Annotated in this window: 17 protein-coding genes; 6 read left to right on the top strand and 11 right to left on the bottom strand. The window is 36.8% G+C overall.

The window, feature by feature from the left end; all coding sequences use genetic code 11:
* Window position 1: 1 nt before the first annotated feature.
* From NYG92_RS03580 to NYG92_RS03545, 8 genes are all read right to left on the bottom strand, one after another.
* Window positions 2-2,293: a hybrid sensor histidine kinase/response regulator gene (locus NYG92_RS03580; RefSeq protein ID WP_289233551.1), complete on the bottom strand. Its 2,292-nt coding sequence runs from the start codon at window positions 2,291-2,293 to the stop codon at window positions 2-4.
* A gap of 3 nt (window positions 2,294-2,296) precedes the next feature.
* Window positions 2,297-3,247, bottom strand: a complete 951-nt coding sequence (locus tag NYG92_RS03575; protein WP_289233550.1) for a chemotaxis protein — start codon at window positions 3,245-3,247, stop codon at window positions 2,297-2,299.
* A complete protein-coding gene (locus tag NYG92_RS03570; RefSeq protein WP_349252764.1) occupies window positions 3,240-3,980 on the bottom strand; it encodes a metallophosphoesterase in 741 nt (246 codons plus the stop codon). Before NYG92_RS03570 ends, NYG92_RS03575 begins: the two co-directional genes overlap by 8 nt.
* Entirely contained in the window at window positions 3,980-4,465 is a 486-nt protein-coding gene (greA, locus tag NYG92_RS03565; protein WP_289233549.1) for a transcription elongation factor GreA, read from the bottom strand. The genes NYG92_RS03570 and greA overlap by 1 nt, the downstream gene beginning before the upstream one ends.
* Window positions 4,466-4,474: 9 nt before the next feature.
* On the bottom strand, window positions 4,475-5,584 hold the full coding sequence (gene lpxB, locus NYG92_RS03560; RefSeq protein ID WP_289233548.1) for a lipid-A-disaccharide synthase: 1,110 nt from the start codon (window positions 5,582-5,584) through the stop codon (window positions 4,475-4,477).
* Window positions 5,581-7,479: a site-specific DNA-methyltransferase gene (locus NYG92_RS03555; RefSeq protein ID WP_289233547.1), complete on the bottom strand. Its 1,899-nt coding sequence runs from the start codon at window positions 7,477-7,479 to the stop codon at window positions 5,581-5,583. The genes lpxB and NYG92_RS03555 overlap by 4 nt, the downstream gene beginning before the upstream one ends.
* The gene (locus NYG92_RS03550) at window positions 7,469-10,342 is read right to left on the bottom strand and encodes a restriction endonuclease (protein WP_289233546.1); all 2,874 of its coding nucleotides are present in this window, start codon (window positions 10,340-10,342) and stop codon (window positions 7,469-7,471) included. The genes NYG92_RS03555 and NYG92_RS03550 overlap by 11 nt, the downstream gene beginning before the upstream one ends.
* Window positions 10,343-10,405: 63 nt before the next feature.
* The gene (locus tag NYG92_RS03545) at window positions 10,406-11,149 is read right to left on the bottom strand and encodes an Asp23/Gls24 family envelope stress response protein (RefSeq protein WP_289233545.1); all 744 of its coding nucleotides are present in this window, start codon (window positions 11,147-11,149) and stop codon (window positions 10,406-10,408) included.
* Between the two features lie 102 nt (window positions 11,150-11,251).
* On the opposite strand from NYG92_RS03545, the gene surE reads away from it, so the two are divergent.
* The 6 genes from surE (at window position 11,252) to argH (ending at window position 18,913) form a co-directional block, all read left to right on the top strand.
* Window positions 11,252-12,022 (top strand): 5'/3'-nucleotidase SurE, encoded by a 771-nt coding sequence (gene surE, locus NYG92_RS03540; RefSeq protein ID WP_289233544.1) that lies wholly within the window; start codon window positions 11,252-11,254, stop codon window positions 12,020-12,022.
* Window position 12,023: 1 nt separating this feature from the next.
* The gene (locus tag NYG92_RS03535; RefSeq protein WP_289233543.1) at window positions 12,024-12,677 is read left to right on the top strand and encodes a tRNA threonylcarbamoyladenosine dehydratase; all 654 of its coding nucleotides are present in this window, start codon (window positions 12,024-12,026) and stop codon (window positions 12,675-12,677) included.
* A gap of 87 nt (window positions 12,678-12,764) precedes the next feature.
* Window positions 12,765-14,096: a sodium-dependent transporter gene (locus NYG92_RS03530; RefSeq protein WP_027304122.1), complete on the top strand. Its 1,332-nt coding sequence runs from the start codon at window positions 12,765-12,767 to the stop codon at window positions 14,094-14,096.
* A gap of 77 nt (window positions 14,097-14,173) precedes the next feature.
* On the top strand, window positions 14,174-15,940 hold the full coding sequence (locus NYG92_RS03525; RefSeq protein ID WP_289233542.1) for a biotin/lipoyl-containing protein: 1,767 nt from the start codon (window positions 14,174-14,176) through the stop codon (window positions 15,938-15,940).
* A 10-nt stretch (window positions 15,941-15,950) separates the two neighbouring features.
* Window positions 15,951-17,528 carry a phosphoenolpyruvate carboxykinase (ATP) gene (gene pckA / locus NYG92_RS03520; RefSeq protein WP_289233541.1) on the top strand — a complete coding sequence of 526 codons (1,578 nt, stop codon included), beginning with the start codon at window positions 15,951-15,953 and terminating at the stop codon, window positions 17,526-17,528.
* Window positions 17,525-18,913, top strand: a complete 1,389-nt coding sequence (gene argH / locus NYG92_RS03515; protein ID WP_289233540.1) for an argininosuccinate lyase — start codon at window positions 17,525-17,527, stop codon at window positions 18,911-18,913. The genes pckA and argH overlap by 4 nt, the downstream gene beginning before the upstream one ends.
* On the opposite strand, the gene NYG92_RS03510 is transcribed toward argH, so the two are convergent.
* Genes NYG92_RS03510 through NYG92_RS03500 form a run of 3 tightly spaced genes read right to left on the bottom strand, consistent with a single transcriptional unit; the run spans window position 18,910 to window position 22,689 of the window.
* Window positions 18,910-19,257, bottom strand: a complete 348-nt coding sequence (locus NYG92_RS03510; RefSeq protein ID WP_270977034.1) for a histidine triad nucleotide-binding protein — start codon at window positions 19,255-19,257, stop codon at window positions 18,910-18,912. The two genes, argH and NYG92_RS03510, sit on opposite strands and share 4 nt — an antisense overlap.
* Before the next feature lie 9 nt (window positions 19,258-19,266).
* Window positions 19,267-20,694 carry an anaerobic C4-dicarboxylate transporter gene (locus NYG92_RS03505; protein ID WP_270977036.1) on the bottom strand — a complete coding sequence of 476 codons (1,428 nt, stop codon included), beginning with the start codon at window positions 20,692-20,694 and terminating at the stop codon, window positions 19,267-19,269.
* 48 nt (window positions 20,695-20,742) lie between these two features.
* Window positions 20,743-22,689, bottom strand: coding sequence for an LTA synthase family protein (locus NYG92_RS03500; protein WP_289233539.1), 1,947 nt, complete (start codon window positions 22,687-22,689; stop codon window positions 20,743-20,745).
* Between the last annotated feature and the right edge of the window lie 49 nt (window positions 22,690-22,738).

The following is a 22,738-nucleotide window of genomic DNA, read 5'->3' as shown; positions in this document are numbered from 1 at the left end:
CTTATCCTAGTTTCAAATTTTTACGCACCACATTTTCCAAATATTCAGGAGAATAAGGCTTAGTAATATACTCAGTCATACCGACTTCCACGCCTCTTAAGCGGTCCGTCTTACTTGTCCTTGAAGTGACGGCTATAAGAGGAAGTTGGCGGTATTTAGAATATTTACGAATCTCACCTGCTAAAGTATAACCATCCATTCTTGGCATCTCAATGTCAATTAACATAGCGTCAATCTCGTGTTCGCCCGATTTGACAATATTAAGTGCCTCAACGCCATTAGTTGCTTCAAGCAGACTGATACCAAGCGGCTCTAAAGCTTTTTGCATCAAAGTCCTATCCATTTTAGAATCATCTACTATTAAAACCTTATAATCGCTCGGCTGTTCTTTAGGCTTTTTCACGCTAGATTCAAGTTGAGCTTTGATATCGACCTTAATCTCTTTTGCTATATCCATCATAGCGCCAACATCAATAATGAGCGTAACCCTACCATCACCTCGTATAGTCGCACCTGCTATACCTTGGATATTTTGCAAATAATCACCCATTGATTTAATAACAATTTCTTCTTGCCCCACAAGGGTATCGACTATAATTCCAAGCTTAGACTCTGCCACACCTATAATCACAACATAAGTTTGGTCGCCACTTTCAAGCACCTGTTTGACGCCAAAAACATCTGAAAGTCTCACAAGAGAAAGCACTTCTTCTCTTAAGCGTAAAACATTTTTACCCTCGATAGTATAAATATTATCAATAGGCACTCTAACAGTTTCAAGAACTGAAGCAAGTGGTATCGCATAAAATTCTTCTTGCGTTCCCACAAGCAAAGACTGGATAATTGCCAAAGTAAGAGGAATTTTAAGCTTAAAGGAACTTCCCTTACCCAGCTCACTATCTATCTCAATTACCCCGTTTAATTTTTCGATATTTGTCTTAACGACATCCATACCCACACCGCGACCGGACACATTTGTAACTTTCGCAGCGGTAGAGAAGCCCGGCTTGAAAATCAAGGTAAAAGCCTCTTTATCCGTCATTTGCCCTGCTTCTTTTTCAGTAATCAAATTCTTTTCAAGCGCTTTTATCTTAAGTTCATTTACATCAAGTCCTTTACCATCATCGATAATTTCAACAACGATATGATTACCCTCGTTATATGCCTTAAGCTGCACCACCCCTCTTTCTGGCTTACCATTTGCCTTACGCGTAGTAGGATCTTCAACGCCGTGGTCGCACGAATTCCTAATCATATGCATAATAGGATCGCCTATTTCTTCAACTATGGATTTATCAAGTTCAGTTTCCTCACCTGTAATCTCAAGCTCAATTTGTTTTCCAAGCTCACGGCTTAAATCTCTAACAACACGTGGGAATTTATTGAAAACTTTAGCAATAGGCTGCATTCTTGTTTTCATCACAGCAAGTTGCACATCAGTTGTAATAATGCTCAGTTGAGAAACAACTTGATTCAACTCCTCAAGGAATTTCTCTCCCTCATAACGCTCTTCAACATCATCATAAATTTTCAACAAGCGGTTTTTACCCAAAACAAGCTCACCGATTAAATTCATCAAATGGTCAAGTCTTTTAACCTCTACGCGTATAGTTTGGTCCATACCACCACCACTACCAGAAGCTGGAACTTTCTTTTCTCCGCCTGTTTCAGTTGCAGGTTTAGATGTAGTTGGAGCTGCACTTTTCTTTTTTTGAGCGCGTCTTGCTTGATCTTCCGCCTTACGCACTTTAAGCAATCTTTCAATCTCCGCTTCAATTTCAGAATCGCTAAGCTGATTCACATCAACATCAGGTTCAACACTTGGCTCAGGTGTAGCTGGGACGACTTCCTCCTTAGGCTCCACTTTAGGCTCTTCGCTTACAGACGCAACTGCTGAAACATCGCCCTCTGAAATAGCCGTAAGCTTCGCACAAATAGGTTCTATATCCATACCAATGGCGCTATCATTGCCATTATCACGAATGGAATTCAACAAAGTTTTCATTCTATCGATAGACTCCAAAACCACATCCATAATATCAGGGGTGATCTTAAGCTCACCGTGTCTTGCCTTGTTTAACACATCTTCCATATGATGTGTTAATTTTGTCAAAACATCAAAATTTAAAAAGCTTGATGAACCTTTTACCGTGTGAGCAACACGAAAAATTCTATTGAGCAACTCCAAATCCTCAGGATTAGACTCAAGCTCTACTAAATCATGGTCGATTTGCTCGACAAGCTCAAAAGCCTCAACTAAAAAGTCTTCAAGTATTTCTTGCATATCTTCCATATCTTACTCCTCTCCTTGTGCTTTCTTCAAAACGCGTGTTATCTCAGAGAAGAAATCACTTGCATTAAATTTCACCAAATAACCCTCTCCGCCGGCTTCTTTCACGCCTTTTTCATTCATAAATTCGTTTGATAAAGAAGAATTAAATATCAATGGAATTCCCTCAAACCTTTCATCTTCTTTTATGTGTGCAGCAAAATTGAAACCATCCATTTGTGGCATTTCAACATCGCTAATGATAATTTTAAGATTATCTTTTAAATTTTCTCCATAAACTTGGCTAAGTTCTTCAAGCTTATTAAGTCCCTCGACACCATCTTTTGCCTCAACAACGGTAAAGCCCATTTGCTGCATCATATCTTTTACACGCCTTCTAGCTGTCATACTATCATCTAAAATAAGTGCAATTCCGCTAAATTTCTCCGCCTCTCCTATCTCAAGCTCAGTCTTAGGTGCATAAATTCCCAAATCCTCAACCACGCTTTCAAGGTCAAGTATAAGCAAAACTTCATCATTTTCTATGCGCGTAACACCCGTAATTTTTCCCTTATCCAAAGCTCCAGAACCCGAGGAAAAACTTGCTGGCTCTATATCTTTCCAATTAATACGGCGAATTCTTTTAGCTTCATGAACTATAAATCCAATAAGTATATTAGAAAACTCCGTAATAATAACCCTAGGCTTTAACAAAGCACTCTCAGGCTCGGTAATCTGCATCCACTTCGCAAGATTGACAACGGGGATAACCACGCCACGCAGGTCAAAAATCCCCTCGATATAATCGGGCACACCGGGCAACTCCGTAAGACTTGGGATTTTGATAATCTCCCTCACCTTAGAGACATTCACTCCGTAAATTCCCTCATAAATTTTCTCGTGTCCTTGCTTGAAGATACGGAAATCGACAAGCTCCATCTCATTTGAGCCCGTTTTCACAATATTTTCATCAAACATCTTGACCTCTCAATTTTTGTTTTTCGAATTTGACTTCTGGCGAAAATTTTACTACAAAAAAACTTCTCTTATATGCAAAACTTGGCAAATTAAAATATTTCACTCTCTCCTCCTTCAAAAGCAAATTTTGATGGTAATGTCCCTCTACCACCCAAGCACCATTAGCTTGGTATTTTGCGTATCTTTCATAAGCTAAATTTTTAAAATTTGCAATGGGATAAAAAAGATTCTTTCTCTTTTGTCTTGCCAAAATTTGCTTACTTATACTAGAAAAAGTTAAGAAATTTAGCACATTTAAAAAGCGAAGTAAAAATCTATTTCTCAAGCTTTTAAGTAAAAATTGCAAAAATGGATTTAAAAAAATATCGCCGTGCGCTAAAAAAAATTTCTCATTTTTACCTTTACTTGTATGCAAAATTAAAGGTTGATTTTGTAGGCTTACAACTTGCACTTTTTTAAAAAATCTGTTTAAATTAAAATCGTGATTGCCCTCAAGATAATAAATTTCCATTTTCTCGCATAATTTTTCAAGCAAAACGATATAGGGCATAGCAAAGGAGTGGCTAGCACTTACTTCCCAAACCAAAAGATCAAAAATATCCCCCATTAAAAAAAGCTGGGGCGTGTGAATTTCACCCTTTTCTAATGCTTGTAAAAAATCCCAAAAACCCCTCCTATCCTCATTTTCGTGCGCATCGGCTACAAAAAATGCCCCCTCTTTAAGTGTAAGCATCAAAATTTCAAAGGCTCATAAGCTATACTAATAATCTCAAATTCGCTCTCCCCCTTAGGCAGTCGCACCTTAAATTCATCGCCCTCGCCCTTACCCAGCATGGCCTTTGCCAGCGGGGAGGCTATGGAGATATAGCCCCTCTCAAGGTCCCCCTCACAAGTGCCTACAAGGGTGTATTTACTCTCTTTTTCGCTTTCTAAGTCCATAATGACAACACTTGAGCCAAATTTCACACTATCGTGCTCATAACTTGCGGGGTCTATCACTTGCGCTCTTGAAAGTATGCCTCCAAGTTCTGCTATACGGCTTTCTATAAGAGCTTGTTTTTCTCTTGCGGCGTGGTATTCGGCGTTTTCTTTTAAGTCGCCATGACTTCTTGCTACATCGATTTCTACGACAACGGCTGGGCGTTGATTGTCCTTTAAATCTTTTAATTCCGCACTTAATTTTTCAAAGCCAAAGCTACTCATCGCTTCTTTTTCCATAGTTTTCCTTTAAATTTCATCAAGTATTTTTGCCATATTTTTCGCACTGCCAAAGCCTAAATACTCTTTTAAAAAGCCCACTTTAGCAAAAAAAGGCTTATAAGCAAATTTATTATAAGCATTTAAAAGATTTTCCACACTCACTTCATCTTGTAAAAATTCAGGATTTAGTGGCTCTTTTCCTGCAAAGTCGCAAAAAATATTTGCAAGTCCTATGTGCTTTAGCTTCACAAAGCGGCGCGCGATGAAAACATCCACCGCCCTAGCCTTATAAGCTAAAATAAAGGGCGTTCCCACCAAAGCCGCCTCCAAAGTCGCCGTCCCACTGCAAATAAAAGCAAAATCGGCTCTTTTAAGCAAATTTGGCGCACTGCTTTCTATTTTAAAGCCCTCCACATCGCCATAAAGGTGCATTTTGTCTAAATTAAAGGGTGGCACACAAAGCACTTTTTCGCCTTGAAAATTTTTAGAAAGCTCCCTAAAAACAGGCATTAAACGCGTGATTTCACTCGCCCTTGAGCCCGGCAAAAAAGCTATGATTTTTTCCTCCTCTTTTTTTGTGAGGATTTTTTGCATATTAAAGTTGTCTTTAAATTCGCAAATTTCATCAAGTAAGGGGTGTCCTACATAAATGCTTTTTGTAAAAAATTCCCTATCAAAAGGCAAAATAGAAGCTAAAACATCAAAATGCGCCTCTATCACGGGGATTCGCCCTCTTTTCCACGCCCACACTTGCGGCAGGATATAGTAAATTTTTTTCGCCCTAACCCCCGCTTTTTTCAAAGCCTTTGCAAGGGGTATATTAAAGGCGGGTGAGTCGATGCAAAGCACGGCATTAAAGCCTCCGTCCTCTTTTTCTCTTTCTAAAGCTAAACTCACTAGCTCCTTAATCGCTCTTTTTGCCTTAAAAATAAGCGGTAAAACCTCCACAAAACCCATAGCACTAAACTCGTGTGAGCTATAAAGAGGCTTAGAGCTTAAATTTAGCTCCTTACATAAATTTTCATCATAAATCCCCCAAAGCTCAAATTTTCCATACTCTTTTTGATAAGCCCTTAACACTTCTTTTAAATGTAAATTTGCTGAAGGCTCAAGCGCACAAACAATAAAGCTTTTCATTGAAGCACCACTTTTAAGCGTGCTTTTAGGTGGCTTTCAAGGTTAAGATACTCTTGTAAGTCAATATCATCAAAAGCGTTTAGATGGACTTCTTCATTGTGTGTTTTGTTTTTGATGTAGTCAAGCACTTCTTTATCCATTTTGACGATATAAAGGCTATTTTCACATTGATAGAGCTTATCTTTTATAATGGATTCTAGCTTTTTATGGAGCATTTTGCTATCTTGCAAAGCTAGGTTTAGGGCTTTATCTTGTGGGCTTAGGTCTGCGTGGATGATTAGCCTTAGACTATCATTTTCTTCGCTTACAAGCTCTGGCTTTTGCACCATAGTAAAAAGGCGGAAGTCTAGGTCTAGCTCTTTTGCGCTTAGTAAATCTTGTTTAGCGATTTTAGCCGCCGCTCTTTTGACGCGCTCGATGGTGATGTCGCTTATCACGGGCGTTTTGCTTTTTAGGGTATTTTTGCAAAAGTCATACGCTGTTTTGCTCTTTTTCTCATCGATAAGCTCATCAAGCTGCACTAGGATAAATTTACGATTGCCCCCGTCTTCTTTATTTAGCTCCATTACAGCGTGGGCTGTCGTGCCACTGCCGGCAAAAAAGTCAAGCACTATATCGCCCTCCTCCCCCGCAGAAGTGCTAGGGGTTGTTGTGGATATTTTGAGTAAATGTTTTATTAAATTTACAGGTTTTGGAGTGTCAAAAACTTTATCTCCAAAAATCGCTTGTATTTCTTTTGTAGCGTCCGTTGTTGTGCCAAATTCGGTAAAAATTGTGCGTGTTTTTATTATTTTTTGTTTATCTAACACTTCATCAAAATATATCACTTCATAAGGCGTTAATCTTCCTTTAGAATCTTCTTGCCAAAAAATATGTTCTTTATCTAAATTTTCAGGCTTTTTTCGCCAACAGCCATCTGCCCCATTTGGTGCAACAGGATAAAAATCGTTTCCATTTGGGTCTTTAATCGCATAATAAAGAGTTGGTCTATCTGTTCTTAAAGAGTGGTTACCCCATTTTTCAAGTTTTAAAATCTTTGCTTTTTTGCCATTGATAATTTTGCTAAAATCTTTTTCATTTTGTTCTTGTGTTTGCTCGTTTATTTCCCAATCTTGTTTTTGATAACACAAAATATATTCGTGTTCTTTTGCTAAATGTTGAGAATCTTGACTGCCACCTTTTTTCTTTTGCCAAATTACATTACAAACAAAATTCTCTTCCCCAAAAATTTCATCACAGAGAATTTTTAAATTTGCTTGTTCGTTATCATCGATGCTTATGAAAATCACGCCATCATCTTTGAGTAAATCTCTAGCGAGTTTAAGTCGTGGCAGCATAAAGCTTAGCCAGCCGCTATGGGTTTTATCTCCGCTAGGATTGGTTAGGAAGTGTAGCACTTCGCTTTTTTCTAGCACTTTGCCATTGCTATCAAGCTTTAGTAAATCTAGCTCGACTAAGAGCTTTTGATACTCTTTGACAAAGTTATCATCATAGATAAATTTCTCGTTTTTTGTGTTGTAGGGAGGGTCGATGTAGATCATCTTTATCTTGCCATCATAGGCGGATTTTAGGAGCTTTAGGGCGTGGAGATTGTCGCCTTTGATGATGATGTTTTGTGAGTGTTTGGGGTCTAGCTCTTTTAGCTCTTTTGTGGTGGGGGTGGAGTATAGGGCGTTTGCTAGAGGTTTGCCGATGAAGCTTAGCCCATAGCCTTGCATAGAGCTAGGGCTAAAGCCTAGTGCTTGGCTTAAGGCGTCTAGGTTTAGTCGCTCTTCGCTTATGGTTTGGGGGTGGTGCTTTGCAAGATAGTCTAAAAGAGGGTTATGCTCTTTGGTGCTATCAATGATGTGGGCTTGTGTGATGTGTTGTTTGGTTAGTCTTTGCTTAGTTGGCATTGTTTTCTCCTTGTGTTAGGCACTCTAGTAGGGTCTGCTTGTTTATGCGTTTTTTGAAAATGATTTGGATATTGTCATTTTCTAGCTTTTGGCTTAGTTGGGCGAAAAATTTTTCAGCGTATTTGATCTTTTGCATTTCATTTTTTGAAATCTCGTTTTCATCATTATAGCCCTTACTCTCACAGACAAAAAAGATCTTCTTGCCATTGCTATCTTCTAAAAAGTAGGCGAAGTCTGGCTCATAGTGCTTATAAGGCGTGGGGATGCTAAGCTTAGGCAGCTTGGCAAAGACTTTTATAGTCTTAGAATCCACTTTTTCATTATCTTCTGTGATGATGGTGCGTTCTATCTTAGAGTCATAAACGATCTCTTCATAAAGATAATTATTCGCTGGCTTGCCGCTTTCATAGTAACGCCCTAGCTTGTGGCGTGGGAGAGTCCCGCTAGAAAAGATACTTTTACTCTCATTTTTAGCGGTAGAAAAATCATAGCTTATACATTGAAGTAAATTGTGGTGAATTTGGTCATTGATGATGTTTTTTAGTGTGGCGAAAGCCTTTTTAGGAGAGTTTTTAAACTTCTCTTTGTCGCATTTGGCATAAATTTGTAGCAAAAATCGTAGAGGAAGCTTGGCTTCTTTGCTAAAGTCTAGGAGTAGATTTTGCATATCTTTGGCAAAGCTTGCTTGGTAGTCTATATCGCCTAGTGTTATGGAGTCTTCTGTGATGATAATGTTTTGCTGGGCGTCGTAGCGTTTCCTCTCATAGGTGTAGCTTTCTTTTTCTATATTTGTTTTCTTAAATTCTTTGGCGGCTTGGTTTATGATGTCTTGCTCTTTAATGTCTTGGTAGGTGATCTTGGCTTTTTGGTTGATTTTCTCCCATAGCTCTTTGAAGTCTTTGGCTAAATCGGGGCGGATGGTAACTTGATCTGACTTTTTGTCGCCGTTTTCTATTTGATCGTGCTTGTTTGGGCTTTGACTTTCTTTGGCTTTGAAAAATTTTAGCACTTTATCAAAGCTCTCTCCTAAAAGCTTTTTGATTTTATCATCATCTTTGATACTCTCATAAATGGGGGCTTGTATGATGTAGGTATTATCACTCTCATCAAAGGCGATTAGCTCTAAATCTTCTAGGGTGGATAGCAAGCGAGAGGCTAGGCGTTGGTTGTTTAGAAGCGTATTAAGCTCATCTTGATTGATAGCCTTATCACTAAGGATATAGCTAGAATCTTCTATTTCTTTTTGCAAATTGCCTATGTAGTTTGACTCCTTTGCGCTTACGATGATATCAAGGTAATTAAGCCTATAAAAGCTATCATCATCAAAGTCCATAAATCTATGGGTGATCCTTTTGCCTTTGTCATTGACACATAAGCGAAGTCCCCTGCCTACTTGCTGATGTATGCTTATATCGCTACTTGAGCTTGCAAGCTTGGTAAGAGTAAAAATATTTGGACTATCCCAACCCTCTTGCAAAGCCCATACGCTAAAGATAAAACGCAAGGGCGTGTTAAGAGATAAAAGCTTTTCTTTCTCTTCTAAAATCATCTTAACCCCTGCGGCTTCTTTGTCATCTTTACTGCCTTTATCGCCGCTAAAATAGCCTTGATGCACGCGTAAATTTCCGCTTTCATCAAAGTCTTGCGCTAGATATGCTCTATAATTTTCATCTAAATCCTGTTTTAAAAGCTCCTCTCTTTTTGCCTTATAAAGCTCTTCAAAAGTGCTTTTGATAAAGGGCTTTTCGCCTCTAAAATCCGCGATATTTGGGATAAAAAATAAGCTTAAAGCCTTAATGCCCTTGGCAAAAAGCCTTTGCTCTTTTTCAAAATGCAAATCAATAGCCTTGCCTAAAAGGGCGGTAAGCTCATCTTCATCTAAATGATAGCTTTCGCCCTTTTTGTCTAGGATTGATTGATCGCTAAAGTAGGCTTTGTCTTTTTCTACCTTGAGTAAGGTCGCACCATTGAGCTGACTAAAGCTTTCATTAAGTCTTAGCTCTTGCTCTTTTTCTATGCCGCTTTGTGTGTAGGAGAAAATGGCTTTTTTGCCTTTGTAGGACTTTAGGAAAATTTGCGTGGAGCTTGAGCCTATAGTATGGACTTTGACTTGCTTGACAAGATATGCTCTAAATGCAGAGATAGAATCAAGGCAGTAGATCATATTGCTAAGTGCAAATTCTTTGTCATTTGGCTTTTTGCCCTCTTTGGGGAAGGTCGCACCAAAGCGAAAGTAAAGAGAATTAAGCTTAGAAAAGTAGCGATTAAACGCTTCGCCCTTTAGCAAATGTGGCTCATCGAGGATGGCGATGGGTTTGCGCGCGGCTATGTTTTCAAAAATGCTTTGTGGCACTTGGAATAATTGTTGCGGATTGGCATTTTCATTTGTTTTGTTGAGGATATTGCTTTGTTTATCAATGGCACTATTTGTCAAAATAAGCACAGATAGCTCGTCTTGATTTTCAACATAACGATTAGTAATGGCACTTTTGCTAGTAGAGTCATACACTCTTAAATATTGTTGATACTCGCTATAAAAGTAGTCTTTTGTAAGCTTGATATTTTGCTTGACTGATTCTAAAATCGCCTTTCTTGGCACGAAGATGATGAATTTATTTTGCTTAAAATGCTTGTTAAGCTCAAAGATGAGATTAAGATAAGTGAAAGTTTTGCCCGTGCCTGTTTCCATTAAAATATCTAAATTTAGCTTCTCGCTGATGGTCTGCACGGGCATGGGGGTGTGCTTGTAAAATTTTTTCAAGCACTCTTTTAGATTATCTTGCTTTTTAAAATCAAAATTTGCCAAAAGGCTTGTGATGTTGTCAATGCAGCTTTGCTGGTAATCTTGCTTTTCAAAGATCATTATTTTTCCCACTTAAATATTTTAAATATTGTATCTTTTTTGATTAAATTTAAAAGCATATCTTCAATCCTTAACGATAGAAATATTTTCGATTGAAACGATTTTGCTAATATTTTTTTCATCATTTAAACCTTGTGCGGTATCTATAAAACGCACATAGGCGAATTTGCTATCTCTAAAAATAAGCTCACCGATGACAAATTTTTGCTTATCTTTAAGATAAATTTCTACCCTCTTCGCACTTAAGCCTTTTGTTTTTAAAAAGCGTTCAAAGCCTGTTTTAAAAAGATTTGGAAATAAAATCGCCATATAAACTAAAAGCACTAATCCCACAAATACCGCAATAAAAAAATTCTTAAAATTCTGCCTTTCATAAAAACACAAACAAGCACCGATAAAAAGAAAATAAATACAAGCTATAAAGCCGCAAAACGCTAACCAGTGGAGGTTGATTTCGTCAAATTTTTCATTTAAAACCCCAAGAAAACTTAAAAATACAATCAAAGCACCAGACAAACTCGATGAAAACAAAAAGTCATTTTTCTTTTTTTTATAAAAAATGTAATGTGCCACTAAATTAAAAGGCAAAGCTAAAAACGCAAAAACTAAAAGATACACAAAAGCGAAAAGAAAAAGCCATAAATTATCAAAAGAAAGCAACTCAAAAGAAAAAAATTCATTCATTCTCATATAAGTGATAACGAAAATAAACAAACATAAAGCGCAAAAACTTAATGTAAAAGTGATGATGAATTTGAAATATTTCGGCGTGAAAGCGGTGAGTTTAAAAAAGTCTTTTTTCATCATTAAACCTTGTGAAAATTTTAAAAGCTTATTTTACACAAAGAAAACTAAAAAGCAATTCATTTAAAAAAAATTTGCTAAAATCTCGTTTTTGAAAGGCTTTTAATGAAAGAAATTTTAATCACAAATGATGACGGATTCGAAAGTGAGGGGCTTAAAAAGCTTGTTAAAATGCTTAAAAAAGAATTTAAAGCAAAAATCACAGTAGTCGCTCCAGCGACTGAAAAATCCGCCTGTTCACACTCTATCACCCTAACCAAACCCTTGCGTTTTGTCAAGGTAGGCAAACGCTTTTACAAACTTGATGACGGCACACCAGCAGACTGCGTATATCTAGCCTTAGCCACACTTTATAAAAATAGGCTTCCCGATCTTGTCATAAGTGGGATAAATATGGGGGCAAATGTGGGAGAGGATATTACTTATTCAGGCACTTGTGCGGGGGCTATGGAGGCGGTTTTACAAGGAATTCCCGCTCTTGCACTTTCGCAGTTTTACAAAACAAACGAAAAAGAACTTAATTTCAAAAACGCCCTAAACATCACAAAAGAACTCGTTGCAAAAATCTTTAATCAAGGCTTTCCGCTTGATAAAAAAGAGTTTTTAAATGTCAATTTCCCAAGCCCTAAAAGCAAATTTAAGGGCATTAAAATTTGTAAAGCAGGCAAGAGGGTTTATAATTTCAAAGCCCACGCCAATACTAATCCAAGAGGCGTGGAATATTTTTGGTTAGCAAGTGTGAATTTAGATTTTGAGGATGAAAAAAATTCAGATATCGCTCTTTTAAAGCAAGGCTATGCGACCATAACGCCCATAATGCTGGATCTTACCGCTTATAAAAAAATGCAAAATCTTAAAAAATGGCTAAAGGACTAAAATGCGATACACAAGAGTAAAATGGCTTGTTGGCGATGAAAATTATGAAAAGATTTCTAGGACGAGAGTGCTTATTTTTGGGCTAGGGGGAGTGGGTGGAATTTGCACGGACGCGCTTTTTCGCACAGGCTTTACAAAGCTAACCCTCATAGACGCAGATAGCTTTGAAATCACAAATCAAAACCGCCAACTTCACAGCGAGCACATAGGCGAAAATAAGGCAGAAGTTTTTGCAAAAATTTATAAAGTAAAAGGCGTGGTGGCTAAAGTCGATGAAGAATTTTTAAGCACATTTGACTTAAGCAAATTTGATTTAATCATCGATGCCATTGATGACATCCCCGCAAAGGTAGCCCTAGCCGGGCGCGTGGATTTTAGCCGTCAAATTTTCATCTCAAGCACGGGCGGGGCGCGCAAACTTGACCCCACGCGCATCAAAACGGCTAGCATCTTCAAAACGCACGGCGATGCCCTAGCGAAAAAATTCCGCTATGAGCTTAGAAAGGCGGGCTTTAGGGGAGATTTTGAAGTGGTGTTTTCTAACGAAGAGGCAAAATGTAAAAATTTAGGTTCTTTTATGGGAGTAACGGCGTCTTTTGGTTTGGCTTTGGCAAGTTTAGCCTTAAAAAAGGTGTTAAATACGGACAAATTTTAACTCATTTCGTTTAAAAAACGCTTTTTTAGTAAATCTTAAAACTTTTTTTGTTTTAATAAGGCTTTATTTTAAATTTAAGGTTTATAAATGGGTTCTAAATTCTCAAAAATAGGCTTTGTTTTAGCCGTAGCTGGCTCTGCTGTGGGGCTTGGAAATGCGTGGAAATTTCCTACCTTAGTCGGTCAAAATGGAGGCTCTGCTTTCGTGCTTTTATATTTAGTGCTTACTTTGGGAGTTGCTTTTGTGGTCTTCTTAGCTGAACTTAGCATAGGAAAATTAAGCGAAAAAGACCCTGTCAATGGCTATAAAGCTCTCGCTCCTAATAATAAAAAAATATGGTCTATGGCTGGTTTTACTATGCTTGGAGCGATTTTAATTGTCTCATTTTATAGTCTTGTGATAGGCTGGGTTGTTAAATATATGTATTTTAGCGCCACAGGGAATTTAAGTCAAACTTTAGAAGAAAGCGAAAAGCAGTTTAATCAACTTTTACATTATGATTTTATAGGTCAATTTGTCTGCTTTAGCATTATTTTTCTCATTGTTTTTTATGTGGTTTCAAAAGGCGTTAAAAATGGGATTGAAAAGCTTAATGTATGGATGATGCCGACCTTATTTATCTTACTTATCTTAATGCTTTTTTACGCTTTAAGTCATACAAATGGTTTTAGTGAAGCTTTGCAATTTCTTTTCGTGCCTGATTTTTCAAAAATCACAGGCTCTTCTATTTTAGAAGCCTTAGCCCTTGCCTTTTTTAGCCTTTCTTTAGGTGTGGGGACGATTATTACCTACTCCGCTTCTTTACCTGATCGCACAAATTTCATCACAAGCACACTTAATATTATATTTATCAATGTGCTTATTGGGCTTATGATGGGACTTATTGTCTTTACCTTTATCTTTGAATTTGGAGCAAACCCTAACCAAGCAGGACCGGGACTTATATTCATCTCTCTTACAACGCTTTTTGCTAAACTTGGTGTTGTAGGATACATACTTGGAGCGACCTTTTTCTTATCTTTGATTTTTGCGGGGATTACCTCTGCTATTTCTATGATAGAGCCTTTTGCTTTTTATCTTATTAATAGCTTTAATATGAGCCGTAAAAAAGCTTTAATTTTCATCGGCATTATTGTTTATATTTTAGGAAATTTGTGTATTTTATCAAGTTTGAGTGCGACTGCATTTATGATTTATGATATGAGCTTTTTTGATGTGCTTGATTATATTTCTGGTAAAATTATTATGCCTTTGGGTGGAATTTTAGCAGCGATTTTTGTGGGCTTTGTTATGAAAAGAAAAGCTTTAGAAATCTTATTTGAGCCTTATATGAGCGGAGTATTTTTTAAAGTGTGGTATTTCTTTTTAAGATTTATCGCACCTTTAGCTATCATTATCATCGCCGTCAATGCTTTTTAATGAAAAATACTATGAAATTCCTAGTATTAAAAATTAAATTGTAAAATTCTTGTAAATTTGAATTTTGAAGGACGATTATGGCAAAAAAATTCATAGATGTGATGGATACAAGCTTTAGAGACGGCTTTCAGTCCGTTTATGGGGCAAGGGTTTTAATGGACGATTTTATCCCAGCCCTTGAAGCGGCAAAAGAGGCGGGGATTAGACATTTTGAATTTGGTGGCGGAGCGCGTTTTCAAAGTCTTTATTTTTATCTTAACGAAGATGCTTTTTTGATGATGGATAAATTCCGCAAAATCGTGGGAGAAGAAGCAAATTTACAAACCCTTTCAAGAGGGGTTAATACCGTAACCCTAGACACAGGAAGTCGTGAGCTTATCGACCTACACGCGAAGCTTTTTGCCAAACACGGAACAACAACCATAAGAAATTTTGACGCACTCAATGATGTGAATAATCTTAAATTCAGTGGAGAGTGTATCACAAAGCACGGCTTAAAGCACGAGATAGTCATCACGCTTATGGATTTACCGCCGAATTGTTCTGGCGCACACGATGTGCCTTTTTATGAAAAAATTCTAAGAGAAATTTTGAGTGCTGAAATTCCTTTCTCAAGCCTTTGTTTTAAGGATGCAAGTGGCACTTCAAATCCTGAAAAAATTTATCAAACTATCAAAATGGCAAGAAGCATTTTGCCAAGCCAAACCCACATAAGACTTCACACCCACGAGAGTGCTGGCGTTAGTATAGCGTGCTATTTAGCAGCTTTAGAAGCAGGTGCAGATGGGATAGATTTAGCCGCTTCGCCTGTAAGTGGTGGCACTTCTCAACCTGATATTTTGACAATGATGCACGCTATTAAAGGAAAAAATTATGATTTGGGCTTAGATTTAGAAAAGATTTTAAAGTATGAAGAAGTGTTTAAGGAGTGTATGGCGGATTATTTTTTACCACCAGAATCGACTATGGTAAGCCCTCTCATACCATTTTCTCCTATGCCCGGAGGGGCTTTAACGGCAAATACTCAAATGATGAGAGATAACAATATCTTAGATAAATTCCCAGAAGTAATTAAAGCTATGCGTGAAGTCGTAGAAAAGGGAGGTTACGGCACTTCAGTAACGCCTGTTTCGCAATTTTATTTCCAACAAGCTTTTAATAATGTGATGTTTGGAAAATGGAAAAAAATAGCCGATGGGTATGGAAAAATGGTTTTAGGCTATTTTGGAAAAACCCCTGTCGCACCTGATGAAGCTATCGTTAAACTAGCCGCAGAACAACTCAATTTAGAACCTACTACGGAATTAGCCATAGATTTAGCCGATAAAGATGAAAGCAAAAGTCTAGCCTACATCAAAACTCTTTTAGAAAAAGAGGGCTTAGAAACAAGTGAGGAAAATCTTTTCATCGCTGGAGCTTGTAAGGAAAAAGGTATAGCCTTTTTAAAAGGCGAAGCTAAGGTCAATGTCCGCAAACTTAGCACTATGCCAAAGCCCATAAGTGCTGAAGAAAACAAATTTACCGTCTCTGTCAATGGTAACAAATATCATGTCGAGCTTCACGCAGGATTTGATAAAGATGTCAATGTTAAAAATGTCCAAAAAATTCCGCACAATGAAAGCGTAAGTGAAAATGCTATTCAAGCCGGAATTTCAGGCAATGTCTTTAAAATTCTCATTAAAGAAAATGATGAGATTAAAAAGGGGCAAACCATAATGATTTTAGAAGCTATGAAAATGGAAATAGAAGTGCAAGCCCAAAAAGATGGCATTATAGAGCAAATTTGTGTGGGGGTGGGCGATGCGGTAAGTGAGAGTGATGCTCTTGCTATTTATAAAGAATAAAGGAAAAACAATGAAAAATATAGAAAATTTAGGCTTAGAAAATGTCAAAGAAGTGTTTTATAATCTAAGCTATGAAGAGCTTTTTAAGCACGAAATGCAAAATCAAGAGGGCGAATGCACTCAAAATGGAACTTTTAGTGTTGATACAGGAATTTTCACAGGTAGAAGTCCTAAGGATAAATATTTTGTCAAGCAAGACCCTTCGCAAAAATATCTTGCTTGGGGCAAGATCAATCAGCCCATTAGCAAAGAGCTTTTTGACAAGCTTTTAACTAAGGCTCAAAAAACACTAAGTGGGAAAAATATCTACATTCAAGATGCTTATTGTGGGGCAAGCTTACAGAGTCGTAAGGCGGTGCGTTTTGTAACAGAAATTGCGTGGCAAGCCCATTTTGTCAAAAATATGTTTATAAGACCCGAGCAAGAAGAATTGGCAAATTTTAAGCCCGATTTTATCGTTTATAATGCTTGCAAATGCGTTAATGATGATTATAAAAAAGACGGATTAAATTCAGAAGTTTTTGTGATTTTTAATATAGAAGAAAATGTCGCCGTAATTGGAGGCACTTGGTATGGTGGTGAGATGAAAAAGGGAATTTTTTCTATGATGAATTATTGGCTACCTTTAGAAAATAAACTTTCGATGCATTGCAGTGCTAATGTCGGCGAAAAGGGCGATGTGGCTTTATTTTTCGGCTTAAGTGGGACAGGTAAAACAACCCTTTCAACAGACCCTAAACGCAAACTTATTGGCGATGATGAGCACGGCTGGGACGATGAGGGCGTGTTTAATTTTGAGGGTGGTTGTTATGCTAAAACCATCAATTTAGACCCTAATAACGAGCCTGAAATTTACGCAGCCATTAAGAAAAATGCCCTTTTAGAAAATGTCGTTTTAAGGGCAGATAAAAGTGTCGATTATAATGATGCTTCTAAGACTGAAAATACAAGAGTTTCTTATCCTATTGAGCATATTATTAATCACGAGCCAAGCCTAAAAGCTGGACATCCACAAAACATCATCTTTTTAAGTGCCGATGCTTTTGGAGTTTTACCTCCCGTTAGCAAATTAAGTCCCGAGCAAGCGATGTATTATTTTTTAAGTGGTTACACGGCTAAAGTTGCAGGAACTGAACGCGGCATCACAGAGCCTCAAGCAACTTTTTCAGCGTGTTTTGGTGAGCCTTTTATGCCTTTACATCCTACGATTTACGCGCGTTTGTTGGGTGAGAAAATTCAAAAACATCAAGTTAATGTCTATCTTGTCAATACAGGCTGGAGTGGCGGAAGCTATGGGGTGGGAAAGAGAATGAGCATTAAGGCGACTAGGGCTTGCATTAATGCGATTTTAAGTGGCAGTATAGAACAATGTGAATTTGAAAATTTAGAGATTTTCAATCTTGCCGTGCCAAAATCCTTAGAAGGTGTAGAAACAAAACTTTTAAATCCTATCAATACTTGGGAAGATCAAAACGCTTATCTAAGCACACGCGATAAACTAGCTAAAATGTTTATAGAAAATTTCAAGCGTTATGAAGATGTCAAAGAAGGCGTTGAATTTAGCAAATTTGGACCTGAACTTTTATGAAAAATCAAATGTGGTCTGGGCGTTTTAGCACTGCTAGCGATACGCTTTTAAAGGAATTTAATGCTAGCTTAAATGTCGATAAAGAGCTTTTCAAGCAAGATATAAGAGGTTCCATAGCACACGCAACTATGCTTGAGAGTTGTGGAATTTTAAAAAAAGACGAGCTTGATGCTATTTTAAAAGGCTTAAAACAGATAGAAAGCGAAATTCAAAATAACGATTTTATTTTTAACATTGACGATGAAGATATTCATATGGCTGTGGAAAAACGCTTAAGTGAAATTATAGGCAAAGAAATAGGCGGCAAACTTCACACGGCAAGAAGTAGAAACGATCAAGTTGCGACAGACTTTAAACTCTTTGTCAAAGAAAAAACAGGGGAACTTATGCTTTTACTTAAAGAGCTCATCATAACTCTCATCGCACACGCTAAAAAACATAAAGAAAGCATTATGCCTTCTTTTACACATCTTCAACACGCCCAGCCTATAAGCTTTTCTTTTTGGATTTTAAGCTATGCTTTTATGTTTAAAAGAGATATTTTAAGGCTTGAAAATGCCCTTGAATTAGTCGATGAATGTCCGCTTGGAAGTTGTGCTTGTGCGGGGACTAGCTATCCTACAAATAGAGCTTTAAGTGCTAAAATGCTTGGCTTTAAAAATCCTATGCAAAATGCTATGGACGGGGTGAGTGATAGGGACTTTGCTCTAGATTTACTTTATAATATCAGTGTGATTTTTACTCATACTTCAAGACTTTGCGAGGAGCTTATTCTTTTTTCAAGTGCGGAATTTAATTTTATCTCTATAAGCGATAGTTTTTCTACGGGAAGCTCCATTATGCCTCAAAAGAAAAATCCTGATGTATGTGAGCTTATACGCGGTAAAACAGGACGCGTGTATGGAAATTTAATCGCCCTTTTTACCACGATGAAAGCTTTGCCCCTAGCTTATAATAAAGATATGCAAGAAGATAAAGAAGGCGTTTTTGATAGCGTTAAAACAGCTCAAAATTCACTCATTATCCTCAATGCTATGCTTAAAGAAATTAAAATCAAAAAAGAAAATATGCTTAAAGCTTGTAAAAATGGTCATTTGTTAGCGACTGATTTAGCAGATTATTTAGTGAGAAAGAAAAATATCCCTTTTAGAGAGGCACATTTTATCGTGGGTAAGGTTGTCGCTTATGCCGAAAATGAGGGCATTGATCTTAGCGAAATTTCAAATTTGGCTCAAATTGATAGCATTTTTGACGAAGAAGCGATGCAAATTTTAGACTTTAAACACTCGCTCAACGCTAAACAAAGTCAAGGCTCAAGCTCCATTTCAAGCGTAGAGAAACAAATTCAAAATTTAGAAGATTTTTTAAAGGCAAAAAGCCTTTAAAAAAGTGTTGAAGTTTTGCTAGTTTTTTCAAAACCGCTTAAAATGTGAAAATGCAAATGAAAAACTTCTTGACCGCTATTTTTACCGCAATTACTCACTAGACGGTAGCCTCTTTTATCTAAGCCCAAAAGCACGGCTAATTCTTGAATAAAACGCGTCATTTTAGCCATAAGCTCGGGCTCAAATTCTTGAAAATCCCTAAAATGCTTTTTAGGGATTACTAAAATATGAATAGGTGCTCGTGGATTGATATCCTCAAAAGCGAGAAAATCATTATCCTCTAGGACTTTATTACAAGGCACCTTACCTTCAACAATAAGTTCAAAAACACTCTTTTCTCGCATATAAACTCCTTATTTAATATAACCAGCGACTAAAACTAAAAGATAGCCAAACACACAAGAGCTAGAAACGCCGATAAGCCCCGGTATAATAAAGCTATGGTTAATAACAAATTTGCCTATTCTAGTTGTCCCTGAGCGGTCAAATTGTATGGTTGCCAAATCGCTTGGATAAGTTGGTAAAATATAATAACCATAACAAGCAGCCGCAAAGGCGACAATAATACCAGGCTCCACGCCAATACCTAAAGCCAAAGGCACAAAAGCAGCGATTGCCGCAGCTTGAGAATTAACAAATTTAGAGATTAATAAAAGCATAATTGCATAAGTCCAAGAATGCTCTTTTACCACATCGCCAAGTGCAGCCTTCATCATCGGCGTATGCACGGCAAACATAGTATCCGCCATCCAAGAAATTCCAAATACCGCCACAAGCGCTATCATACCCGATTTAAAAATTTCATTTGACGCAATTTTCTTCGCCTCTGTTTTAGTAAAGATGATAATCAAAGAACCGGCAATTAGCATAAACATTTGAATCACGGCAACCATTGAAAGCGTGTCAAGCTTAGGATTACCCAAAGCGTCTGTTTGTGGGACGCCATTTTTTACCACTTGACCCCAATTTGGTCTTAGATTATCAAACACGCCAAGCAAAGCCACTAAAGCAATAGCACCTAAAAAGATCCACATCGCTACCCACTGGCTGTTAGCAAGTTTAACGCCTAATAGGGTTTTGCTATCTCCATAGACATATTGTTTAAATTCAGGGTCTTTAAGTTTGTTTTGAAATTCCTCATCTTTATCCAAATCCTTACCCCTAAACCAAGAAAAAATTCCTATACACAAAACTCCAGCTAAGGTGCTAGGGATAGTGATTTGAAGAAGATTGATATAGCCATCAAAGCCGGCTAGTTTATTGTCCGCATTTAAAAGCAAGGCAGTTAAACTCACAACCGCTACACTCACAGGCGAAGCAATAATACCCATTTGAGAACTTATAGAAGCAGCTGCCATAGGGCGTTCTGGGCGAATTCCATTTTTAATAGCAATGTCATAAATAATAGGCATTATAGTATAAACGACATGTCCCGTTCCGCAAAGTATGGTTAAAAAGCAAGTTACAAAAGGTGCTAAAATCGTTAGGAATTTAGGATTACGCCTTAAAATGCGTTCGGCAATTTGAAGCATAACATCAAGTCCGCCACTTGCTTGCAAAGTTGCACTTGCTACAACTACGGCTAAAATGGTTAGCATTACATCAATGGCAGGTTTCCCTGGCTTTATATGAAAAGCAAAAACTAGCATTAAAATGCCTATACCACCGAGCAAACCAAGAGCGATGCCGCCTTTTTTTGCTCCGTAAAATAGACAAATCAATACAACGATGATTTGTATGAGAAACTGAGTGCTCTCATTAAGACTTGTTAAAAAGTCCATAAAAACTCCTTTTAATGAAATAAACTTTTAATTATATCTAAATTTTTATTAAATATCATCTTTTAATCTTAAGCTAAGCTGATAAAACATCAAAGAGTGATAAGACTTTGCGAATTTTTTATGATAATCATCAAGCTCAAAAGCCTCATTTGTATCTTTTAAGGTGGTATTATTTTCATAAAAATAACCCTTAGTATTTTCTAAAGGATACACGCCAAAATTATCCGCCCAAACGACTTCATTAAAAGCAAATTCAAGTTTTTCATCGCTAGGAGCGGCTAATAAATTTCGACCACCTAAACTATAATAAGTCGTCTCGCTTAAACTTAACTCATAAAGCGTAGGAAAAATGTCCTTGTGAGAGGCAAGGCGGTATTTATCATAATAAAGATTTTTTTGATAATTTTGAGGCACATAAAGATAAAATGGAACACTATAAGCAAAGGCTTTTTCTTTCTCAAAGTCTATTTTCATATCTCTTACTCTGTGGTCTCCAGTAGCGGCGATGATGATTTTATCTTTTAAATCACTTGCTTTTATTTTACTTACAAATTTGCCAAATTCACTATTAGCGTAAGCATAATTATTAAGATTTTCATAGGTATTTTTAGGAAGTTTTTCATTAATTTTTCCGCTTAAATTTGCCTTAGAAATGCTTTCATAAACTTTAGGGTAAGGAGGGTGATTACTCGTGCTAAGGGCGATGATAAGCAGAGGTTTTTCTGCCCCTTTAAAAAGCTCATAAGCCTTATAATACATATACTCATCTAAAATTCCATAAGCTGTTTTTTGGGCGTTTGGATAGTCTTTAAGAAGACTGATAGCGTCAATGACTTCAATATCTTGCTTTTCTAAAAAGGCACCAAATTCATACCAAGTTCTATTCCCTGAAGTAAGAAAAATGACCTCATAGCCCTGCTTTGTAAAAGGCTCGGTTGGATTTTGCGTTAAATTTGTTTTAAAATATTTGCTTTTTGTTAAAATGATAGGACTATTAAAATAGAGATAAAAAAATGATGGTGCAGTCCAATTTCCACTGCTTAAAAAACGCTCAAAAACAAAATCCTCCTTAAAATGCTTCTCAAGCTCTCCTAAAAGATTAAGCTCTAAGCTATGAAATTCTAAAGCATTATTCGCAAAACTTTCCATAAGATTAACAAAAATATGCGGTTTATTTTGGGGATTATAAGGCGTTGTGGCAAAAAGAGAAAAAAGTTCTTTTTGTAAAACTTGCCCCTCTTCCTCGCTAATATAAGGAAGTTCTTGAAGCTCTTTTGAGGCTTTTCTTGCCCAAGAAAAAGCCATAATAGGATTAAGTGCGATATCGTTAATCACCTCCAAATTTGCAAAGCGATAATTTCTTTCGTTCATAAAAACATGATGATTAACTCCTCTTAAAGCTATAATGTAAATACCTATTAAAAGCAAATTAACAAAAATAAAACTTATAGGTTTTAATTTTAGGGGTTTAAAAGGGCTTTTAAGAATTCGATTATTAAGTAAAAAGCAAAAAATACTTATCAAAATCAAAGCAAAAATTCCACTAAAAAGCGGATAATCCTTATAAATGATGCTAAAAATTGTTCCTAAATTCTCATTTAAAACACTAAAGATAAAAAGATCAATCTTGCTTTTATACATTTCATAATAATAATACTTAATAAAAGAAAAAGCCACACAAAGCAAAGCTATCAAAGCGATATAAAATGAAGAAAAGATGGAGTAAAATTTAACAATTTGAACCCTTACCCCCCCCCCCCCCTTAATTTTTAATAATGGGGCAAAATAGCTCAAAAATCCGCACAAAAGTAAGGGTAAAAACGCCGCACTTAAAAAACGCACATCGTGATAGCTTCCAAAAAGATACATTTTTAAAAGTTCTATTTTATCGGCACTTTGTGGGATAAAAGCAAGATGCATTAAAACACGCGTAAGATTAGAAATGACAATAAAAATTGCACTAAAAATAAGAATTTGAAGTAAAACTTTTCTCATTTGCTTTCCTCATAATGAAAATAAGATTCGCAGTATAGCAAAAAACTAA

The organism is Campylobacter felis, from assembly GCF_030250085.1.
GTDB classification, from domain to species: Bacteria; Campylobacterota; Campylobacteria; order Campylobacterales; family Campylobacteraceae; genus Campylobacter_D; species Campylobacter_D upsaliensis.
The sequence above is the reverse complement of the archived record's forward strand: the minus strand, read 5'-3'. Positions and strand labels throughout refer to the sequence as shown.